The sequence below is a fragment of the Streptomyces sp. NPDC091416 genome (assembly GCF_044756845.1).
Taxonomy (GTDB): Bacteria; Actinomycetota; Actinomycetes; order Streptomycetales; family Streptomycetaceae; genus Streptomyces.
The window spans coordinates 22,300-45,217 of sequence record NZ_JBIVTU010000015.1 but is presented as its reverse complement, the minus strand read 5'-3'; the positions used below and the strand labels follow the sequence as shown (position 1 = coordinate 45,217).

Sequence of the window (22,918 nt, the reverse complement as noted above, 5' to 3'; positions counted from 1 at the left end):
GGCAGAAGTAGTCACCGATCGTATCGTGCCCGCAATTCTTCATACCGCTTTCACATGGCTGATGTGAACCACCGGTGGGATGCCGTGTGGTTCGTCTCTGATCCCGGAAGAACACGAAGACCGCGAAGTGCCTTGCCGGGTTCTTGAGCCGGCAGGGATCCCGGTGCTGCCTGCCGCATTGTCGCTGCGTTGTTCTCTGTGATGTGAACCGGTCCTTGTCGGCGATGCCTACCGCGTCGGCGCGATCGGATTCGGCCTGCCTTCTTCGTCCCCCGAAACCTCTCCCCAAAGGTGTGACTCGGCATGCGTGAAAACGACTCTCTCTCCTCCCGCACGGACCTCGTGGAGCCCTTTGGGATTACCGCGGCTCAACAGGGTGTCTGGTATGGGCAGCTGGTCGATCCGGACAGTCCGAAATACAACATCGCGGAGTGCTTCGAGATTCATGGAGGCCTCGACGAGCCGTTGTTCGCCGCAGCGCTGGACCGGGCCGTAGCCCTGTGCGACAGCCTCAACGTGGAGTTCGTCGTCACGGACGAGGCCGTTCGCCAGCAAGTCGTCCGACGCTCCCCGGAAGGAATCGGCCGACTCCGGGTGATCGACCTGTCCGACGCCGATGACCCCGTCGGGGAGGCCGAGCGCTACCTGACCGACGACATGGCCGCCGTCCACGGGCTCGACGCCCCGCACTACCACTTCGCGTTGCTGCGGCTCGGCCCCCGACTGCACTACTGGTACGTCCGCTTTCACCACATAGTCGTCGACGGCCTCGGAGGCGCCGTCTTCGCCCGCACCGTGGCCGACCTCTACGCGCGTGCTGTGCGCGGCGAGAACCTGGCCGAGGCCGGGCTTCCCGTCGCGCCTCTGCGCGAACTCGTCGCCGACGAACTGGCCTACCGCGGCTCGGAGCGGTACGAGGCCGACCGTACGTACTGGACCGACCGGTTCGCGGACCTGGTCAACGACCGCACCGTGGACCCGGCCCCTGCCGGGGGCGAAGCGGACGCGGAAAGCGGCCGGGCGCTCGTGCGCCGGCGCACCGATGCTCCGCCACCGCCGGTCCCCGACGGGCCGGACGTCCGGCTGCACACCGGTGAGACGCTGCCCGTAGCCGTCTTCGACGCTCTGCGCCGGCTCGCCTCGGACAACCGCACCACCTGGAGCGCCGTCCTCGTCAGCGCGGTCGCCGCGTACGTCGGCCGGGTCACCGGAATGCGGGAAGTCACCGTGGGCCTCGCCTCCAACGGCCGGCACGGCGGACTGCGGCACATCGTCGGCATGACCGCCAACATCCTGCCGCTGCGCCTGACCGTAGCCTCCGACAAGTCGGTCGGCACGCTCGTCCGCGCCGTCGCCGCCGAAATGCGCGGCGCCCTGCGACACCGCCGGTTCTCCCGTGAGCAACTCGCCCGTGAACTCAACATGACCGACGACGCGGCACGGCTCACTGGTGTCGTCGTCAACATCATGGGCTACGACTACGATCTCGACTTCGCCGGCAGCCCCGGCGCCTCCCGCGTGCTGTCCATCGGCCCGGTGGACGACCTGTCCCTCTTCGTCTCCGAACGGGCCGCGGGCAAAGGGCCGTTGATCGGGTTCGACGCCAACCCGGAGCTGTACCGCCCCGAGGACGTACGGCTGCACCAGCATGCTGTCGTCTCCTTCCTGACCACACTGGCCGACGCGGACGCCGAAACCCCGTTGCGCGACCTGCCGTTCGTCGACGAGGCGACCGCCGAGGCCCTGCACGCGCAGGGGCGGGGCACCGCCCTGCCCGTGGAAGCCGTGGCCGCTAGCCTGCCGGAGGCATTCGGCGCACAGGCACGCCGGACGCCGGACGCCCCCGCGGTGGTGGACGGCGCCGTCACGCTCTCGTACCGGGAGCTGGCGCGGACGGCGAACGGCTTGGCGAGTGCACTGGCGGGCTGGGGCGTCGGAGCCGAGGACGGCGTTGGTGTCCTCGTGGGCCGTTCGGCGGCCGTCGTGTCGGCCACGCTCGCCACGGTCGGCGCGGGAGCGGCATACGTACCCATGGACCCGGCCTGGCCGGCCGAGCGGCTCGCACGCGTCGCCGAGGCCGCCCACGTCCGTGCTCTGGTGGTCGACGAGACCACCGCCGGTCAGCCCTGGGTGCAGGAGTCGGCCACCGGCCTGCCGATGATCGTTGTCGACGCTCTCGGCGGCGTCCTGAGTGGTGCTCCGCCTCGACCGGGCCCGCTGCCGTGCCTGACCCGCGGCGACCGGCTGGCCTACGTGATGTTCACTTCCGGCTCCACCGGTCTGCCCAAGGGCGTCGGCGTCACCCATGCCGATGTCCTCGCGCTGGCGGCCGACACCACTTGGAAGGACGGCGTGTGCGATGCGGTACTGCTGCACTCCGCGTACGTCTTCGACGCCTCCACGTTCGAGACCTGGGTGCCGCTGCTGAACGGCGGCTGCGTGGTGGTCGCCCCCAGCGGCGTCGTGGACGCGCGAGTGCTGCACGACATGGTGCACCGCCACGGTCTCACCGCACTTTTCCTGACGACTGCCCTGTTCAATGTGGTGGCCGAGGCGGATCCGGCGGCTTTCGCCGGACTGCGTATGGTCGCGGCGGGGGGTGAGGCGGCGACCCCGGACCTGATGCAGCGGGTGGCCGCGGCGGCGCCCGCGACGCTCGTCCTGCACGTGTACGGGCCCACGGAGACCACGACCTTCACCGCCCGCCACCCGGTCGCCGCCGGCACCGCGGGCGTGCCGCCCATCGGCCGGGCCCTCGACGGGATGAGCCTGTACGTACTGGACGACTCCCTCGCCATGGTGCCGCCCGGCGTCGTGGGGGAGCTGTACGTGAGCGGGCACGGCGTCGCCCGCGGTTACCAGGGCGCTCCCGCGCCGACCGCCACCCGGTTCGTCGCCGATCCGTACGACGCACGCGGTGGCCGCATGTACCGCACCGGCGACCTCGTGCGCTGGAACGCGAGCGGCGAGATCGAATACGTCGGACGCGCGGACGGTCAGATCAAACTCCGCGGGTTCCGCATCGAACCGGCCGAGACCGAGAACGTCCTGCTCGGCGACCCGGATGTGCACGGCGCCTGCGTCGTCGTCCGCGAGGACATACCCGGTGACCGCAGGCTCGTGGCCTATGTCGTGCCCGCCCCCGGCGCCAGACCGGAGGGCTCAGCCCTGGCCCGTCGTGTCGCGCGCGCTCTGCCCGCGTACATGGTGCCCTCCGCGTTCGTATCCCTTGACGCGCTGCCACTCAACGCCAACGGCAAGGTCGACCGCCCCGCCCTGCCCGCCCCTCGCGTCACCACCACGGGCCGCGCACCGCGCACCGCCTACGAGGAGGTCCTGGCCGGCCTGTTCGCCGATGTCCTGGGCGTGCCCGAGGTCGGAATCGACGACAACTTCTTCTCCCTGGGCGGACACTCGCTTCTCGCCACCCGCCTCACCGGCCGGGTACGGACCGCCCTGGGCGCCGAAGCCGGCCTGGGCACGCTCTTCGACCACCCCACGGTCGCCTCCCTGGCCGCGGCTCTGGACGCCGGAGCCGCGGCCCGGCCCGCCCTCTCGCCGCAGCCACGGCCCGAAGCGGTACCTCTGTCCCACGCGCAGCAGCGCCTCTGGTTCCTCAACCGGGTCGAGGGCAGCGGTGACACCTACAATATTCCGCTCGTCCTCGAACTCGACGGCCCTCTGGACACCGACGCCCTGCGCGGCGCCCTCGCCGACGTGGTCGTCCGCCACGAGAGCCTGCGCACCTTCTTCGCCGAACACGACGGCATCGCCTGCCAGGAAGTCCTCGACGCGGACGCTGCCGCAACGCTCGTCCCTCTCGTCGTCGAGCACGCCCCCGCCGAGGAGACCGCCGACGCCTGGGCCGACGAAACGTTGCGCCGGCTGACCACCAGGCCCTTCGACCTCACGGCCGACGCCGCAGTCCGCGCCCGACTGCTCCGTCTGGGCCCCGCCCGCCACCTCCTGGTCCTCGTTCTCCACCATGTCGTCGCCGACGGCTGGTCCCTCGCCCCGCTCAGCCGTGACCTGGGCACCGCCTACCGCGCCAGGAGCGAGCGCGGGGGCGCGCCCGACTGGGCCCCGCTGCGCGTGCAGTACGCCGACTACACCCTCTGGCAGCGCCGGCTGCTGGGCGACGACGGCGACCCGGACAGCCTGGCCGCAGTCCAGCTCTCCTACTGGAAGGGCGCGCTGGGGGGCGCCCCCGACCTGCTGGATCTGCCTCTCGACCGGCCCCGTCCGGCCGTGCCCAGCCATCGGGGCGCCGCCGTGCCCTTCGACCTGCCCGCCCCCGCGCACGCCGCGCTCGTCCGGCTCGCCCGTGCGGCAGGCTGCACCCCCTTCATGGTGCTCCAGGCGGCTCTCGCCGTGACCCTCCAGGCGCACGGCGCGGGCTCCGACATCCCGCTGGGCACCGCGGTCGCCGGACGCACCGAGGAGGCACTCGATGACCTGGTCGGGTTCTTCGTCAACACGGTCGTCCTGCGAACCGACGTGTCCGGGAACCCGACCTTCCGCGAACTGCTCGACCGGGTCAAGGAATTCGACATAGCCGCCCTCAGCCACGGCGACCTTCCCTTCGAGCGGATCGTCGAGGCCCTCAACCCCGAGCGGTCCGGCGACCACCACCCCCTCTTCCAGACCATGCTGGTCCTTCAGAACCAGGAGCGGGCAACCCTCGATCTGCCGGGCATCACCGTCCACGACAGGTCCCGGCACCGCGGGGGCAGCAAGTTCGACCTGACGTTCTCGCTCACCGAAGCGACCGAAGCGACCGAAGCGACCGAAGCTGCGGAAGAAGCCGCTGTCGCCGAAGCCGCGAAGAGGCGTTCCGGGAGACCCGCCGGGGCTCCCGGAACCGGCAGACCCGCCGACCCCGAAGGGTGCGCTGCCGCGGACACCCGGCACGGCGCCGGAGGCATCGGCGGGTACCTGGAATACGCCACCGACCTCTTCGACGCCGCCACCGCCCGCGCGCTGTGCGCCCGGTTCGCCCGCGTCCTCACCCTCGCCGTGACCGACCCCGGCCTGGCCATCAGCGACCTCGACCCGCTGGTCCCGGGGGAGCGGGACCGCCTCCTGGCCCAGGGGCGCGGCGCGAAGCAGCCGGCGCCCTCCCGAACCGCCCCCGAATCGGTCCGCGAGCAGGCCGAGGCCACTCCCCATGCCGTCGCCGTGCGCGACGCGCACACACACCTGACCTACGCCGAACTCGACGCCCGCGCGGACGCCCTCGCCCATGTCCTGCGGGAGCGCGGCGCGAGCCGCGAGAGCAGGGTGGCCATCGCCGCGCCGCCGTCCGTGGACACCGTCGTCGCCATGCTGGCCGTGCTGCGGTCCGGCGCCGCCTATCTGCCCGTCGACCCGCAGTATCCGCCCGCCCGCATCAGCCACATGCTCGACGATGCCCGCCCCGTCCTGCTGCTCACCACCAGGGACGTCCACGCGGGGCTGCCGACTTGCGACCTTCCGTGGCTCGCCCTCGACAGCCACGAGGTCCGGCCCGCACAGCCCACCGGGCCACTCCCGGATCCACCCGGTCCGGCGGACCCCGCGTACGTCATCTACACCTCGGGCTCCACCGGCCGGCCCAAGGGCGTGGTCGTGCCGCACTCGGCCCTGGCCCATCACATGGCGTGGATGGCAAGGCACCTGACGGTCACTCCGGACGACCGGGTCCTGGCACGTACCTCCTCAAGCTTCGACGCCTCCGTGTGGGAGGTGTGGCTTCCGCTGATGAACGGCGCCGAAGTCTGTGTGCTGCCTGACGGAGCGAACACGGAACCCCGCACTCTGGTCTCCTGGATGAGCCGGTTCGGTGTCACGATCGCCCAGTTCGTGCCGTCCCACCTGACCCTCGTCCTCTCCGAGGCGGCGCACGCCGCGTCGCTGCCCGGCCTTCGCGCCGTGCTGTGCGGCGGTGAGCCGCTACCCCGCACCCTCGCCGACGACATCGCCGAGCTGTGGCGGGCCGATGCGCACAACCTCTACGGGCCGACCGAGGCGACCATCGACGCGACCGCCCACCGCGTGACCGGCCAGAAGAACAGTGCCCAGAAGAACAGCGATCCGGAGAACGGTGGCCCGGAGAGCAGGGGCCAGGAGAGCAGCGGGCAGCCGGAAGGCGCAGCGTACGAGACCGTGCCGATCGGCCGCCCCGTCGACACCATGCGCGCCTACGTCCTGGACGGCCGGCTGCGTCCCGTGCCGCCCGGTGTCACCGGCGAGCTGTACCTGTCCGGTGCGCACCTCGCCCGCGGATATCTGAACCGCCCGGGCCTGACCGCCGCACGGTTCGTCGCCGACCCGTTCGACGGCACGGGCGCGCGCATGTACCGCACGGGTGACCTCGTGCGGTGGAACCGCCACGGTCTGCTCGACTACGTGGCACGCGCCGACGACCAGGTCAAACTCCGCGGGTTCCGGATCGAGTTGGGCGAAGTCGAAGCCGCGCTCCTGGCGTGCCCCGGCGTTACTGCCGCCTGCGCCGTCATCCGGGCGGACGGGGCCGGCGGGCGCCACCTCGTCGCCTATGCCGTCACCGGCGACCCGATCCTGCGCCCTGTCACCCTGCGCGATGCCCTCGCCGGGAGTCTGCCCCACTACGCGGTGCCCGGTGCCGTCGTCATCCTGGACGACCTCCCGCTCCTGCCCAACGGCAAGGTGGACCGGCGGGCCCTGCCGGAGCCGTCGGCGGGGTCCGACCCCGCCGACGGAGCGGGGCCGCACACCCTCCAGGAGGGCCTGCTGGCCGGCATCTTCGCCGACGTCCTGCAACGGCCCCGCGTGAACCCGCGCGACAGCTTCTTCGACCTCGGCGGGCACTCGCTCCTCGCCATGCGGGTCGTCAGCCGCGTCAGGGCCGTCCTGGGCGCGGAGATCACCGTCCGCACCCTCTTCGAGCACCCGACCGTCGCGGAACTGGCCCGCGCCCTCGACCCGCAGAGCCGTGTCCGCCCGCCGGTGGTGCCCGCCGCACAGCGGCCCGATCCGCTGCCGCTCTCCTTCGCCCAGCAACGCCTGTGGTTCCTGAACCGGCTCGAAGGCCCCAGCTCCGCCTACAACATCCCGCTCGTCCTCGAACTCGACGGCGCCCTGGACACGGACGCGCTGCGCGACGCGCTGCGCGACGTCGTGGAGCGTCACGAGGCGCTCCGCACCCTGTTCCCCGAACGCGACGGCGTACCGCACCAACTGGTACTTCCGGCCGACGCGGTGACACCCCGGCTGACTGTCGTGAGCACGGCGCCCGCGGACCTGGAGGCGGCCGTCCTGGCCGCCGTGCGTGAACCGTTCGACGTCGTCACGGACCCGCCGCTACGGGCCCTGCTGCTGCGCTCCGCACCCGGCCACCACGTGCTGGTGATCGTCCTGCACCACATCGCGGGGGACGGCTGGTCCCTCGCCCCGCTCACCCGTCATCTCGGCGAGGCCTACGCGGCCCGTCTCACGGGACGTGAGCCCGAACGCGCGCCCGGCACCCCGCTCCAGTACGCCGACTACGCCCTCTGGCAGCATGCCGCCCTCGGCGACGGCGTCGCACCGCAGAGCCTCCTGCGCCGACAGCTCGACCACTGGCACAGCGCCCTCGCGGGCCTTCCCGGGCTGATCGACCTGCCGCTCGACCGGCCGCGTCCGGCCACCACCGACCCGAGGGGAGCCGTCCACACCTTCGACGTACCGCCGGCACTGTACGCACGACTCCTGCGCCTGGCACATGAGTCCGGCAGCAGCCTGTTCATGGTGCTCCAGGCGGCGGTGGCCACCCTGCTGCACCGCCACGGCGCGGGCGACGACATCCCGCTCGGCTCGCCCGTCGCCGGCCGCGCGGACGAGGCACTGGAGGACCTGGTCGGCTTCTTCGTCAACACGCTCGTCCTGCGCACGGACCTGTCGGGCAGCCCGACCTTCCTCGAACTGCTCCAGCGGGTCAAGGAGTTCGACCTTGCCGCATACGCGAACCAGGATGTTCCCTTCGAGCGCCTCGTGGAGAGCATCAACCCCGTCCGGGCACGCAACCACCACCCGTTGTTCCAGACCATGCTGGTCCTCCAGAACCAGGAGACCGCTCGCCCCGGCCTGCCCGGCCTCACGGTCGTGGACCGGCTCGTCCACAACGGCCTGAGCAAGTTCGACCTCACCTTCGCCTTCGACGAGGAGCGGGGCGAGGCTGGCCTCACCGCCGGGATCGAGTACGCCACCGCCCTCTTCGACCGCTCCACGGTCGCCGCACTCGCGGACCGCCTGATCCGGCTCCTGGAGCAGGTGTCCGCCGAGCCCGCACTGCCCGTCGCGAGCCACGCCCTCATGACGCCCGGCGAGCACGCCCGTGTCACCCACTGGGGAACCGGCCGCATCCCGCCCGTCCCCTCCGCCGAAACCCTGCCCGCCCTCTTCGCGGCCCAGGCGCACCGCGCACCGGACGCGGTGGCCGTCGCGGGCGGCGGAACGGCCCTCACCTACGCCGAACTCGACCGGATCTCCGCCGACCTCGCCCGCGCCCTGACGGGTCTCGGTGTCGCCCCGGAGGCGGGGATCGGAGTTCTGCTCACCCGGTCGCCCGCCGTGGTGTCGGTGTCGCTGGGGGCGGTCCGAGCGGCCGCCGCCTACGTCCCGCTGGACGTGCGCTGGCCCGGGGAGCGGCTCGACCAGGTCGCGGGGGTGGCGGCCCTTCGCGTCCTCGTCGTCGACGAGGACGCCTCGGCCTCCCCGTGGGTGGCCGCCATGGCCCCGCGGGTACCGGTCCTCGTCGTGGACCGCCTCGGACGGATCCTGCGCGGCGCGCCGGAGCGGCCGGGCCGCCTCCCTGCCGTGCCGGACCCCGCAACCCTCGCCTACGTGATGTTCACCTCCGGCTCGACCGGTCTGCCCAAGGGCGTCGGGGTCACGCACGCCGACGTGGTGGCGCTGACGTCCGACTCGGCCTGGCAGGGCGGCGCCGCCGACGCGGTACTGATGCACTCGGCGTACGTCTTCGACGCCTCCACGTTCGAGATCTGGGCCCCGCTGCTGCATGGCGGCAAGGTCGTGATCGCACCGGAGGGCGTCCTGGAGGCCGGGGCCCTCGGTGATGCCGTCCATGAGCACGGACTGACCGCCGTCTTCCTGACGACGGCCCTGTTCAACGTGATCGCAGAGACCGATCCGGGTGCCTTCGCCGGTCTCCGGCTCGTCTGCGCCGGGGGCGAACTGGCCTCCCCGGACGCGATGCAGCGGGTGGCCGGCACAGCGCCCGGTGTGCGCGTCCTCCATGTGTACGGGCCCACCGAGACGACCACCTTCGCCACCCGTTACGACGTGACGGCCGCCCTGCCACCCGGCCCGCCACCCATCGGACGGCCCCTGGACGGCATGCGCGGCTACGTCCTCGACGGCTCCCTGGGCCCGGTCCCGCCGGGCGTGGTGGGCGAGCTGTACCTCGCCGGCCGCGGCGTGGCGCGCGGGTACACCGGGCTCCCCGGCCTGACCGCCGCACGATTCGTCGCCGACCCGTTCGACGGGGGAGGGGGGCGTATGTACCGCACCGGCGACCTCGTCCGGTGGACCGATCGCGGGCAGATCGCCTACGTCGCCCGCGCGGACAACCAGGTGAAGCTGCGCGGCTACCGCATCGAACTCGGAGAGATCGAGACCGTACTGGCCTGCTGCGACGGCGTCGCCGACTCCTTCGCCGTCGTCCGCGAGGACGTCCCCGGCGACCGCCGGCTCGTGGCGTACGTGGTGCCCGCCTCCGGATCACGACCCGCATCCGCCGACCTCGCCCGGGCCGTCGGCCGGTCCCTGCCCGCCTACATGGTGCCCTCCGCGTTCGTCCCGGTCGAGGCTCTTCCGCTGACCCTCAACGGCAAGGTGGACCAGCGCGCCCTGCCCGTGCCCGCACACCCTGTTCCGGTCCGCGGGCGCGCCGCCCGTACCGCGCACGAGGAGATCCTCTGCGCGCTCTTCGCCGACGTGCTCGGCCTCGACACGGCGGGCGCGGACGACGACTTCTTCGCCCTGGGCGGCCATTCCCTGCTCGCGACCCGGCTCGCCGCCCGCATCCGTACCGCGCTCGCCCTGGAGGTCCAGGTCAGGGCCGTCTTCGAGCACCCCACTCCGGCCGCCCTCGCCGCCGCCCTGACCGGCGCCGAAGAAGCCCGGGCCCCGCTGGAGCGGGCCCGGCGGCGGCCCGATCCGCTGCCTCTCTCCTACGCCCAGCAGCGCCTGTGGTTCCTCAACCGGCTCGAAGGCCCCTCCGCCACGTACAACGTGCCGCTGGTGCTCCGCCTGGACGGCCCGCTCGACGAGGACGCTCTGCACAGCGCCCTCGCGGACGTCGTCGAACGCCACGAGAGCCTGCGCACCGTCTTCCCCGAGACCGACGGCGTGGCGCGCCAACTGGTCCTCGACGCCGCCGGAGCCGACCTCGACCTGACGCCCCGGGACACCGACCCCGACCGTCTCGACGACGTCCTGAGCGACGAGGTGGCGCACGCCTTCGACGTGAGTGCCGGTCTTCCCGTACGGGCCCGGCTGCTGCGGCTCGGCACCGAGACCCACGTTCTGGTGCTCCTCGTCCACCACATCGCGGGCGACGGCTGGTCCCTCGCCCCGCTCGCCCGCGACCTCGGCGACGCCTACCGGGCCCGCGGCGACGGCGAGGAACCCTGCTGGACGGAACTCGGCGTCCAGTACGCCGACTACACCCTGTGGCAGCGCGCACTGCTCGGAGCCGAGGACGACCCCACCAGCCAGGCCGCCCGCCAGCTGGACTTCTGGCGTACCGCGCTCGCCGACGCCCCCGACCTGCTCGCCCTGCCGTACGACCGGCCGCGTCCCGCCGTCACCGCGTACCGCGGCGACGCGTTCGCGTTCACCGTCGACGCGGGCACCCACGGGGCACTCGCGGACCTCGCCCGAGCCCGCGGCTGCAGCCTCTTCATGGTGCTCCAGGCGGCCCTGTCGGTGCTCCTGTCCCGGCACGGGGCCGGTGAGGACATCCCGCTCGGCACGGCCGTGGCCGGACGCACCGAAGAAGCCCTCGACGACCTGGTCGGCTTCTTCGTCAACACCCTCGTCCTGCGCACCGACCTGACCGGAGACCCCACTTTCGCCGAAGTGCTCGACCGTGTGCGCGAGTTCGACCTGGCGGCCTACGCGCACCAGGACGTGCCGTTCGAGCGGCTGGTGGACGCCCTGCGCCCGTCGCGGGCGCAGAACCATCACCCGCTGTTCCAGACCATGCTCGTCCTCCAGAACCAGGCGGACACCACCGTAGGCCTCCGCGGTCTCACGGTCACCCGGCAGCCCGTGCACACCGGGATCAGCAAATTCGACCTGACCTTCACCTTCACCGAGACCCGGGACGACGCGGGACGGCCCGCCGGACTCGACGGAGTCCTGGAGTTCTCCACCGAACTGTTCGCCCACACCACCGCGCACGCCCTGGCCGCGCGCCTCACCCGCCTGTTCGCCTCGCTCGCCGCCGACCCCGGCGGGCGCGTCCACTCGGCCGTCGTTCTGGACGCGGCGGAGCAGGCAGGCCTGGAGCGGGCCTCGCACGGCCCGGTCCGGCGCGTGGCGACGCCCACGGCGCCCGCGGCGTTCCGCGCGCAGACTGCCGCGACCCCCGGAGCGATCGCCGTACGGGATGGTGCACACCTGCTCACCTTCGGTGAACTGGACGCTCTCTCCGACGACTTGGCGCACCACCTGTACGACCGGGGCATCGGACGCGGCGACCTCGTCGCCCTCGCCCTGGAAGGCACCGCCGACCAGGTCGTCGCGATGCTGGCGGTGGTCAAGGCGGGAGCCGCCTACCTGCCGGTCGACCTCGCATACCCCGAGGCCCGGATCGCCCACATGCTCGACGACGCCCGCCCGGCGCTGCTCCTCACCCACGGCACCGCCCGCGCCGCGCGGTACGTCCCGTCCGTGCCCTGCCTCGCACTCGACGACCGGGCCGCATGGTCCACCGGGCGCGCGGCACCGCCGGCCGCCGCGCCGGACCCGCTCGACGCCGCGTACGTCATCTACACCTCGGGCTCCACCGGCCGCCCCAAGGGCGTGGTCGTCACGCACGCGTCCCTGGTCAACCACATGGCGTGGATGGCCGGCCACCTCGGCCTGACCGGCGGGGACCGTGTGCTGGCACGTACCTCGCCGAGCTTCGACGCCTCCGTCTGGGAGACCTGGCTGCCGCTGCTGCACGGCGCCTCCACCTGCCCCGTGCCGCCCGCGCTCAACCACGACCCGGCCGGACTCCTGGCACGCATACGCGAAGCGGGCGCGACGCTCGTGCAGTTCGTGCCCGCGCACCTCTCGCTCATCCTCGCCGAGACCGGTCCCGACGAGGTCCCGACAACCCTGCGGGCCGTCCTGTGCGGCGGTGAACCCCTGCCCCGGTCACTCGCGGCGCGTACGGGTCGGGCCTGGCAGGTCGAGGTGCACAACCTGTACGGACCCACCGAGACGACGATCGACGCCACCGCCCACCACCACCGCAGCGGGGAGGCGGAGGACGCCGCGGAAGGAGGCGTGCCGCTCGGCCGCCCCGTCGACAACACCCGGGCCTACGTCCTGGACGCCGGGCTCCGGCCGGTGCCGCCGGGAGTCACCGGCGAGCTCCACATCGCGGGCGACGGCCTCGCGCGCGGCTACCTGGGGCGCCCCGGTCTGACCGCCGCGCGGTTCGTCGCCGATCCGTACGGCCCCGCCGGGAGCCGCATGTACCGCACGGGCGACCTCGTCCGACGGGGTGCCGACGGCCTGCTCACCTACGTCTCCCGCGCCGACGACCAGGTCAAGCTGCACGGGTTCCGTATCGAACTCGGCGAGATCGAAGCCGCGCTCACGGCGCTCGACGGCATCACCGCCGCCTGCGCCGTCGTCCGCGAGGACAGGCCGGGCGAGCGCCGCCTGGTCGCCTACACCGTTCCCGACCGGCACCGCGACGCCGAAGATCCGGCGGGCGGCGAACTGCGTACCCTGCTGGCATCGGTCCTGCCTCCGTACATGGTGCCGGCCGTGTTCGTCGCCCTCGACGCACTGCCGCTCCTGCCCAACGGCAAGACCGACCGCAGGGCCCTGCCCGTCCCCGAGCGCCCTGCCGCCGGGCCGGGCGGCAGGCCGCGCACCGCGCAGGAACGTGTGCTGTGCGACGTGTTCGGCTCCGTCCTGCGCAGCCCGGCCGTCCGCACGGACGACGACTTCTTCGCGCTCGGCGGCGACAGCATCCTCTCCATCCAACTCGTCAGCCGCGTCCGCGAGGCCGGGCTCGCGGTCACCCCGCGCGACGTCTTCGTCCACCGCACCCCCGAGGCCATCGCGGCCGTCGCCACCCCCCTGGGCCGGGACGATGCCGCACCGGCCCAACAGGGCACCGGCGAGATGCCGCCGACACCCATCGCCGCCCGGCTCCTGGAGCGGCCCGGCGGCACGGACGGATACAACCAGTCCGGGGTGCTGCGCACGCCCGCGGGCGCGGATGAGGACGCGCTCGTCGCCACCCTCCAACTGCTCATCGACCAGCACGACATGCTCCGTCTGCGCGTCCGCCGGCCCGCCGCGGGTGAACCCGTCCTCGAAGCCCTGGCCCCCGGCGCCGTGCAGGCCCGCCGCCGCTTCACCCGGGTCGACATCACCGGCCTCGACGCGGAATCCGCCCGCGCTGCCGTCACCGCTGCGGGCGAACAGGCGCGCAGCCGTCTGCGGCCCGCGGCCGGGGACGTGATCGAGGCCGTCTGGGGCGATGCCGGGCCGCACGCCCGCGGGCGTCTGCTGCTCGTCGTGCACCACCTGGCCGTCGACGCGGTCTCCTGGCGCATCCTCGCGGACGACCTGGCCTGCACGTGGCAGACGGTCACGGAAGCCGCGGACAGGGACGAGGACCCGGCCCCGGCGCCGCCCGCCACCACGCCCTACAGAGCCTGGGCGCACCTTCTGGCGTCCCAGGCGCGCAGCGCCGACCGGGAAGCCGAACTCCCGTTGTGGCAGAGCGTGCTGAGCACACCGGATCCCCAACTGGGATACCGGCCGCTGGACCCCCATCTGGACACCGCCGACGAGACCCGCACCCTGGTCACACACCTGCCCGCAACCTGGGCGAAGTCCCTCCTCACCACCGCCCCCGGCGCCTTCCACGCCGGAGTGGACGACATCCTGCTCACCGGCCTGGCCCTCGCCGTCTGCTCCTGGCGGGCGGAACGGGCCACCGGACCCGGCGGGCTCCGCCCGGACGGCACCACCGTCCTCCTCGACCTGGAGGGCCACGGCCGCGAACAGATCGCCGACCACCTCGACCTGTCCCGCACGGTCGGCTGGTTCACCAGCCTCTACCCGGTCAGGCTCGATCCCGGGCCCCTCGACGCCCGCGACCCCCGACGCTTCGACGCCGCCCTCGTCGAACGAGCCGTCAAACGCGTCAAGGAACAGCTGCGGACCGTGCCCGACCACGGCGTCGGCTACGGAATGCTGCGCCACCTCAACCCGGCGACGCGCTCCCGCCTCGCCCCCGCGGCCGAACCGCAGATCGGCTTCAACTACCTCGGCAGGTACGCCGCTTCACAGCAACCCGGGGAGACCGCCGACGGCGCCGACTGGGACGTCATGCTCGACGGAGGCGGGCCGCGCAGCCAGGACCCGGACATGCCCGTGCACCACGTCATCGACATCAACGCGCACACCGAGGACCTCCCCGACGGCCCACGCCTGGTGACCCGCTGGACCTGGCCCAGCGACCTGCTCAAGGAGGAGGACGTGGGCGCCCTGTCCGAGGCGTTCGTGCGCGCGCTGCGCGCCATCGCGGAACACGTACAACGACCCGACGCGGGCGGCTACACGCCGTCCGACCTTCCCCTGGTCTCGCTCGACCAGGCACAGATCGACCGACTGCAGAACAAGTGGGGTGGCCGCAAGTGACCGGGTTCCGACTCGAGGACGTACTGCCGTTGACGCCGCTTCAGGCCGGCATGCACTTCCACGCCCTGTACGACTCCCACGCCGTCGACGTCTACACCGCACAGTTCGTCTTCGACCTCGAAGGCCCCGTCGGCGTTCCCGCGCTGCGCGCCGCCATCGGCAGCCTGCTGCGCCGGCACGCCAACCTGCGGGTCGGCTTCCTCCACGAGGATCTGGACGAAGCCGTGCAGGCCGTCGCCGCCGAGGTCCCCGTGCCGCTGGAGGAACGGGACCTGACCGCCACGCAGGGCACCGGTTCGACGGAGGAACGCCTCACCGCCTTCCTCGCCGCCGACCGCACCCGGCGCTTCGACCTGACCACTCCGCCGCTGATGCGGTTCACACTGCTGCGCACCGCGCCCCAGCGCCACCGACTCGTCATGACGAGCCATCACCTCCTGTTCGACGGCTGGTCGATGCCGCTCCTCGTACGGGAGCTGTTCGCGCTGTACGCCTCGGAGGGCGACGACAGCGCCCTGCCGCGGGTCACCCCCTACCGCACCTACCTCCACTGGCTCGCGCAGCAGGACCGCACAGCCGCTCTGGAGGCATGGTCCTCCGCCCTGGACGGAATCGAGGCCCCGACCCTGCTCGCCGGGCCTCGCGGCACGGGCGCCGCAGACTCCGCCGAACTCCCCGAAACGCTCGTCCTCGACCTGGACGCCGCCACGGCACACCGGCTCCGCGAGACGGCCCGCGTCCACCGGCTCACCCTCAACACCCTGGTCCAGGGCGCCTGGGGCCTTGTGCTCGGGCACCTCACCGGACGCCCCGATGTCGTGTTCGGCGCCACCGTGTCCGGTCGCCCGCCGGAGATTCCCGGCATCGAGTCGATGGTCGGCCTGTTCATCAACACCGTGCCGGTACGGCTGCGCACGACACCCGGCGAAACCCTGGCCGCGCTCCTGACCCGGCTTCAGGAGGAACAGAGCCGCCTCCTCGGCAGCCAGTACCTGGGACTGACCGAGATACGGGGTGTCACCGGCCTGGACGAACTCTTCGACACCCTCACCGTGTTCGAGAACTACCCGATGGACGACGAGGCCCTGCGCACCGCGCAACAGGCCCTGCCGGGCCTCGCCGTCACCGGGTTCAGCGGCACGGACGCCGCCCACTACCCCCTCACCCTCACCATCGCGCCGGGCGACGCCCTGAGGATCACCTTCGGGTACCGGGCCGCCGTCCTGGAGCGCGAAGAGGTGGCCCGCACGGTCGCCCGTACGAAACGCCTGCTGGTGATGATGGCCCAAGGGCTCGACCGCCGCGCCGACGCGGTTCCCCTCCTCCTGGACGGAGAGCGCGAGAGACTGCTCTCCCAGGGAACCGGTGCGGAACTGCGGCGCGCGGCGGGGGAGCAGAGCATCCCGGACGCCGTGGCCGAGCACGCCGCCCGGAACCCGGACGCCGTGGCCGTCACCGGTGCGGGCGAGCACGTGACCTACCGGCAGCTCCAGGACCTCTCCGGCGCCCTGGCCGGTGCACTGACAGGGCTCGGCACCGGATTCGAGGACGGCGTCGGCATCCTCGTGGCCCGTTCGGCCGCCACGGTCACCTCCTCCCTGGGCGTCCTGCGCGCAGGTGCCGCCTACGTGCCGCTCGACCCTCGCTGGCCCACCGAACGGCTCAACCGGGTGGCCGAGGTGGCCGCCCTGCGCGTCCTGATCGTCGACGAGCGCGCCCGCACACACCCCTGGGTCCGTCAACTCGGCCCGGACACCACCGTGCTGACCGTCGATGCCACAGGCCGCGTCCGCCACGGGGGCCCGGCCACCCCGGGAGCCCTCCCGGCGGTCACGGACGGCACCCGGCTCGCGTACACGATGTTCACCTCCGGCTCCACCGGACTGCCCAAGGCCGTCGGCGTCACCCACGCCGACGTGACAGCCCTCGCGGCCGACCGGAACTGGGACGGCGGTGCGGCCGACGCCGTCCTGATGCACTCGGCGTACGTCTTCGACGCCTCCACCTTCGAGATCTGGACCCCCCTCCTCAACGGCGGCCGCGTCGTCGTGGCCCCCGAGGGCACGCTCCAGCCCGCCGTGCTCCGGGACCTCGTCACCCGGCACGGCGTGACAGCGGTGTTCCTGACGACCGCCCTCTTCAACGTGCTGGCCGAAACCGACGCGGGTGCCCTAGGCCTGCTGCGTCTGGTCGCCACCGGAGGCGAGGCCGCCGCGCCCGGCGTCCTGCAGCGCCTCGCCACCGCCCATCCGGACGCGGTCGTCCTCCACGTCTACGGGCCCACGGAGACCACCACCTTCGCCACCGTGCACCGCGTGCGCCCCGACGACGATCCCGGCGGCGCGGCCCCGATCGGGAGGCCGCTCGACGGCATGCGCGCCTACGTCCTGGACGCGGCGATGCGGCCCGTGCCACCGGGCGCCGAAGGGGAGCTGTACGTCGCGGGCGCCGGTGTCGCACGCGGATACCTGGGACGGCCCGGCCTCACCGCCACCCGGTTCGTGGCCGACCCGCACGCGGGCAACGGGGCACGCATGTACCGCACCGGCGACCTGGTGTGCCGCGCCACCGACGGCAGCCTGCACTACGTGGCCCGGGCGGACCAGCAGATCAAACTGCGCGGCCACCGCATCGAGCCCGCCGAGATCGAGACGGTGCTCCGCGCCGACCCGTCCGTGGGCGCCGCCTGCGTACTGGTCCGCGAGGACCTGCCCGGCGACCGGACCCTCACCGCCTACGTCGTCCCCGCTCCCGGACACACGCCACAGCCCGGCCCGCTCGCCGCGCACCTCGCACTCCACCTGCCCGCGTACATGGTGCCGGCCGTCATCCAGCCGGTCGACGCGCTGCCCCTGACCCCCAACGGCAAGCTCGACCGGGCCGCGCTGCCCGCACCCGCCACCCCGTCCGGCACGACAGGCCGGTCACCGCGCAGCGCCCTGGAGGAGATCCTCGCCGGGCTCTTCGCCGACGTGCTCGGCGTGCCACGCGTCGGCGTCGACGACAGCTTCTTCGCCCTGGGCGGCCATTCCCTCCTCGCCACCCGGCTGGTGGGCCGCGTGCGTACCGTCCTGGACACCGAGACCGAGATCCGCACCCTGTTCGAGAACCCCACCGTCGCCGCCCTGGCCACCGCCCTGGAGGCCGGGAGCCGCCCCGCGCGCCCCGCCCTCGTCCCGCAGGAGCGCCCTGCCCTGCTCCCGCTCTCGTACGCCCAGCAGCGCCTGTGGTTCCTCCACCGGCTCGAAGGCCCCTCCGCCACGTACAACATCCCCCTCGCCGTCCGTATCGAAGGACCGCTCGACACGGAAGCCCTGCACCGGGCACTGGGCGACGTCGTGCGCCGGCACGCAGCCCTGCGCACCGTCTTCCCCGAACACGACCACGGGCCGTCCCAGCACATCACCGCCCCGGACGATGTCCGCCTCCCGTTCACGCGGGAAGCCGTCGACGAGGACAAGGCCGCCGACCGGATCAGTGCCGCCACGGCCGACCCGATCGACATCGAGCACTGCCTCCCGATCAGGGCGACCCTGCTGCGCCTGGCCGAGGACACCCATGTCCTGGTGCTCGTGATCCATCACATCGCCGCCGACGGCTCGTCCCTGGCGCCCCTGGCCCAGGACCTGCGCGCCGCCTACCGGGCCCGGGCCCGGGCAGAGGATCCCGCGCTGGCCGAACTGCCCGTCGACTACGCCGACCACACCCTCTGGCAGCGCCGCCTGCTCGGCGACGAGCACGACCCGGAAAGCGTCGTCTCACGACAACTCGCCCACTGGCAAAGCGCGTTGGCCGACCTTCCGGAGATCATCGAACTTCCCTGGGACCGGCCCCGCCCGGCCGTGCCCCGGCACACGGGAGCCACGTACGACTTCGCCGTCGACCGCACCGCATCGCGGCAGCTCGCGGACCTCGCCCGCACCAGCGGATGCAGCCTCTTCATGGTCCTCCAGGCCGCCCTGTCGACCGTACTGTCCCGGCACGGCGCCGGCGACGACATCCCGCTCGGCACGGCCGTCGCCGGGCGCACCGACGAGGCGGCCTCGGACCTGGTGGGCTTCTTCGTGAACACGCTCGTGCTGCGCGCGGACCTGAGCGGCGACCCGACCTTCCGCGAACTGCTTTTGCGCGTGCGGGAGTTCGACCTCTCCGCGTACGCGCATCAGGACGTTCCCTTCGAGCGCCTGGTGGAACTCCTCAACCCCGCGCGCTCGCAGAGCCACCATCCGCTCTTCCAGACCATGCTCGTCCTCCAGAACCACACCACTGGCGCCGCCGTCGACCTGCCCGGCCTCACGGTCAGTGACGTGCCGGTCGACGCCGGGGTCAGCAAGTTCGACCTGTCGTTCACCTTCACCGAGACGTACGACGACGACGGCGCCCCCAGCGGCATGCGGGCCGCTGTCGACTACGCCACGGAACTCTTCGACGCGACAACGGTCCACGCCCTCGCCGACCGCCTCGTTCTGCTTCTCGGCGCCGTCGGCGCGGACCCGGACCGCCCCCTGCACGCCTACGACGTGCTCACCCCCGCCGAGCGCACCCGCCTCGCCGCCTGGGGGACCGGGCCCGTCCAGGAGCTGCCCGAGCCGACACTTCCCGTGCTCTTCGACCAGTGGGTACGGCGCACCCCCCGGGCCCCTGCGGTCCGCGACGCGGACACCACCCTCACCTACGCGGAACTCGACGCGCTCGCCGCCGCCCTCGCCGACCACCTCACCGCACAGGGCATCGGCCCCGAGGACCGCGTGGCCGTCGCCCTGCCCCGCACGCACCGACTCGTCGTGGCCCTGCTCGCCGTCCTCAGGACGGGTGCGGCGTACGTGCCGCTCGACCCCGACTACCCGGCCCAGCGCCTGTCCCACATGCTCGACGACGCCCGGCCGCGTCTCCTGCTCACCACCCCCGCCATCCACAGCCGCCTCCCCGCGTCCCCCGTGCCGCACCTCTACGCCGACGAGCCCGGGAGCAGTCCCACGACGGGCGCGCCCGTCGCCGCCCGCACCGCTCCCGCGCCGCTGCCCGACCCGGCACATCCGGCGTACGTCATCTACACGTCGGGTTCCACCGGCCGCCCGAAGGGGGTCGTGGTCACCCACCGGGGCGTCGGCGCCATGGCCAGGACCCAGCGCGAACGGCTGCGCGTCACCCCGGGCAGCAGGGTGCTGCACATGGCGTCCGTCAGCTTCGACGCCGCGTTCTGGGAACTGTGCATGGGCCTGCTCTCCGGAGCCTGCCTGGAGATCGACGAACGCGAGGCCCTGCTGCCCGGCCCCACTCTCGCCGCCCTGGTCCAGGAGCGGGGCATCACTCACCTCACCCTGCCGCCTGCCGCACTCGCGGTGATGCCGCCCGGCTCGCTGCCCGCCGGCACCACGCTGGTTCTCGCCGGGGAGGCATGCCCTCCGTCCCAGGTGCACGCCTGGGCGCAAGGCCGCTTCCTCGTCAATGCGTACGGTCCGACGGAGACCACCGTCTGCGCCACCATGAGCGTCTTCCAGCAGGCGGACGGTCCGCTCGCGCCCGACCGCACGGTGTCCATCGGGGTTCCCGTCAACGGCACCCGGGTCCATGTCCTGGACGACCGGCTGGAACCCGTGCCGCCCGGCGTGGCCGGTGAGCTGTACGTCTCCGGCGACGGAGTCGCCCGCGGCTACCACGGCCGGCCCGCTCTGACCGCCTCCCGTTTCGTGGCCGATCCGTTCGACCGCGCGGGGGGCCGTATGTACCGCACCGGAGACCTGGTGCGCTGGACGACCGGCGGGGAACTCGTCTACGTCTCCCGAGTCGACGACCAGGTCAAACTCCGCGGGTTCCGCATCGAACCCGGCGAGATCGAGGCAGCGCTCACCGCCCTGCCCGGCGTGGCCGCGGCCTGCGTCGCCGTCCGGGAGGACCGCCCCGGCGACCGGCGCCTGGTCGCGTACACCGTGCCCGCGGACGGTGTGCCGGGGCCGGACGAGGCCGCAGTGCGTGCTCACCTCGCCGCGACCCTGCCCGAGCACATGATTCCCGCCGCCTGCGTCAGTCTCGAGGCCCTGCCCGTCACCCCCAACGGCAAGACGGACCGCCGGGCCCTGCCCGCGCCCCGCCAACCGGTTCCGGAAGGAGGCCGCAAGCCCGTGACCCCGCGCGAACACATCCTGTGCGAGGTGTTCGCGGAGACGCTCGGTGTGCCCGAGGTAGGCGTCACGGACGACTTCTTCGCCCTGGGCGGCCACTCGCTGCTCGCCGTGACCTTGGCCCGGCGGATCTCGGAACGATGCGGCCGGCGCCCTTCCCTGAGGTCCCTGTTCGCGGCGCCCACCGTCGAGGGCGTCGACCGGTTGCTGGGGCGCGAGGCGGGGGAGGAGAACCATCAGGAGGCGGCCGCCCCCGACCTCGCCGCCGAGGTCCGGCTGGCACCGGACATCACCGGGACGGGACGCGGGGCCACGTCCCCCGCACGCCGCCCCCAGCGGCCTTCCGCCCGTCCGCTGCTGACCGGCGCCTCCGGTTTCCTCGGCGCCTTCCTCCTGCGCGACCTCATCGAGACGACCGGCGGCCCCGTCGACTGCCTCGTACGGGCCGAGGACGAACACCGGGCGGCGCACCGGCTGCGGGCCAACCTGGAGCGCTACGGCCTGTGGCGCCCCCGGTACGCGGACCTGGTCAACCCCGTCCCGGGTGATCTCGCCGCCCCGGGCCTCGGGCTCCCACCCGCCGCCCGCACCGCCCTGGTCCGCCGCCTCGGCCCGGTCCTGCACAACGGGGCACACGTGAACTTCGCTGCCGCATACGGTGATCTGCGCGCCCCCAACGTGGCGGGTACCGAGGAACTGCTGCGTCTGCTCGCCGACTCCGCCTCACCGGGCATGCACTACGTCTCGACCACCAGTGTGTACGCCCCGTCCTCCGGCCCCCGCACGGTCACGATCACGGAGTCGACCCCGACGGGCCCCTCTCCCGCCCTGCCGGACGGGTACGCGCAGAGCAAGTGGGTCGCCGAGCAACTCGTCGGCCTGGCCCGTGAACGCGGGCTTCCGGTGACCGTCCACCGGCCCGGACGGATCAGCGGCGACACCTCCACGGGCGCCTGCCAGGACCGCGACCTGCTCTGGCAGCTCGTCAAGGGCTGCCTCCAGGCGGGCGCGGTCCCGGACCTGCCGTACGGGTCGACCGACTGGGTCCCCGTGGACTACGTCAGTGCCGCGGTCGTGGCCCTCTCCGTATCCGGCCCGACCGGTGCGCAGACCTACCACTTCACCAATCCGGACGCGCCGGGCCTGGACCGGGTCTTCGAAGCGGCCGCCCGCCTCGGGCACGAACTGCGAACCGTTCCCGCGGCGCAGTGGCAGGCCCGCGTCGCGGAGCAACCCGACAACGCGGCACAGCTGTTCCTCGGCGATCAGGGACGGACGGGGCACGAGGCGGCGGACCGGCGCCGCTTCGACTCCCGGCGGACCGCCGCGGCGGCGGCCGCCGTGGGTGTCCTCCAGCCGGCGTTGACCGACGAGATCCTGATCCGCTATCTCACGTACTTCCACGGATCAGGCTTCCTGCCGGCTCCGGGAGCGCCGGCCACGTCGTGACCGGTGGAATCCCGCAACCCCTCGTCCGGTCGGCGGCAGAGGCGCGGGGTGGCGGGAGGGCGTGCGGGCTCCGGTCGCGGGGCGGCCTGGAGGCGGGGTGGCCGCGGCCGGGCCCCGTTCCTGGATCCGGGGCCCTCGACCGAGGGCGCCAAGGGGACGGGCCGGCCCCGGCGGCAGACGGAGGTGGGCCGCCGCACGGGTGCGGGCACCTTGAGCTGTTCGCCGCCGGCCAGATGTAGCCGGCTGGCGCTGCCGGGGCCACCGGCGGATGCGTCGCCGGTGGCCCCGGCCCGGCGGGCGCGCCGGACAAGCGCGGATCAGGACTGGCCCACCCCGCATGCAAGGGCTCACGGACACCGCGGCATCATCCGTCCCTGAGCTCGGTCGGTGTCCCAACCGCGGCCTGCACGACCCGTCCGGGTCGACGGCGCAGCGCAGGCGGTCAG

2 protein-coding genes are annotated in these 22,918 nt (G+C 73.1%); both read left to right on the top strand.

Translation table 11 applies throughout. The annotated features are described in order from the left end of the window. Positions 1 to 303 precede the first annotated feature (303 nt). Positions 304 to 14,901 carry an amino acid adenylation domain-containing protein gene (locus ACIQMX_RS34215; protein WP_402483983.1) on the top strand — a complete coding sequence of 4,866 codons (14,598 nt, stop codon included), beginning with the start codon at positions 304 to 306 and terminating at the stop codon, positions 14,899 to 14,901. Beyond that, positions 14,898 to 22,472: an amino acid adenylation domain-containing protein gene (locus ACIQMX_RS34210; protein WP_402483981.1), complete on the top strand. Its 7,575-nt coding sequence runs from the start codon at positions 14,898 to 14,900 to the stop codon at positions 22,470 to 22,472. The genes ACIQMX_RS34215 and ACIQMX_RS34210 overlap by 4 nt, the downstream gene beginning before the upstream one ends. Positions 22,473 to 22,918: the final 446 nt, after the last annotated feature.

Excerpts from the sequence above, each read along its gene's own strand:
- ACIQMX_RS34215 (WP_402483983.1), top strand. The coding sequence starts at position 304 with ATGCGTGAAAACGACTCTCTCTCCTCCCGCACGGACCTCGTGGAGCCC.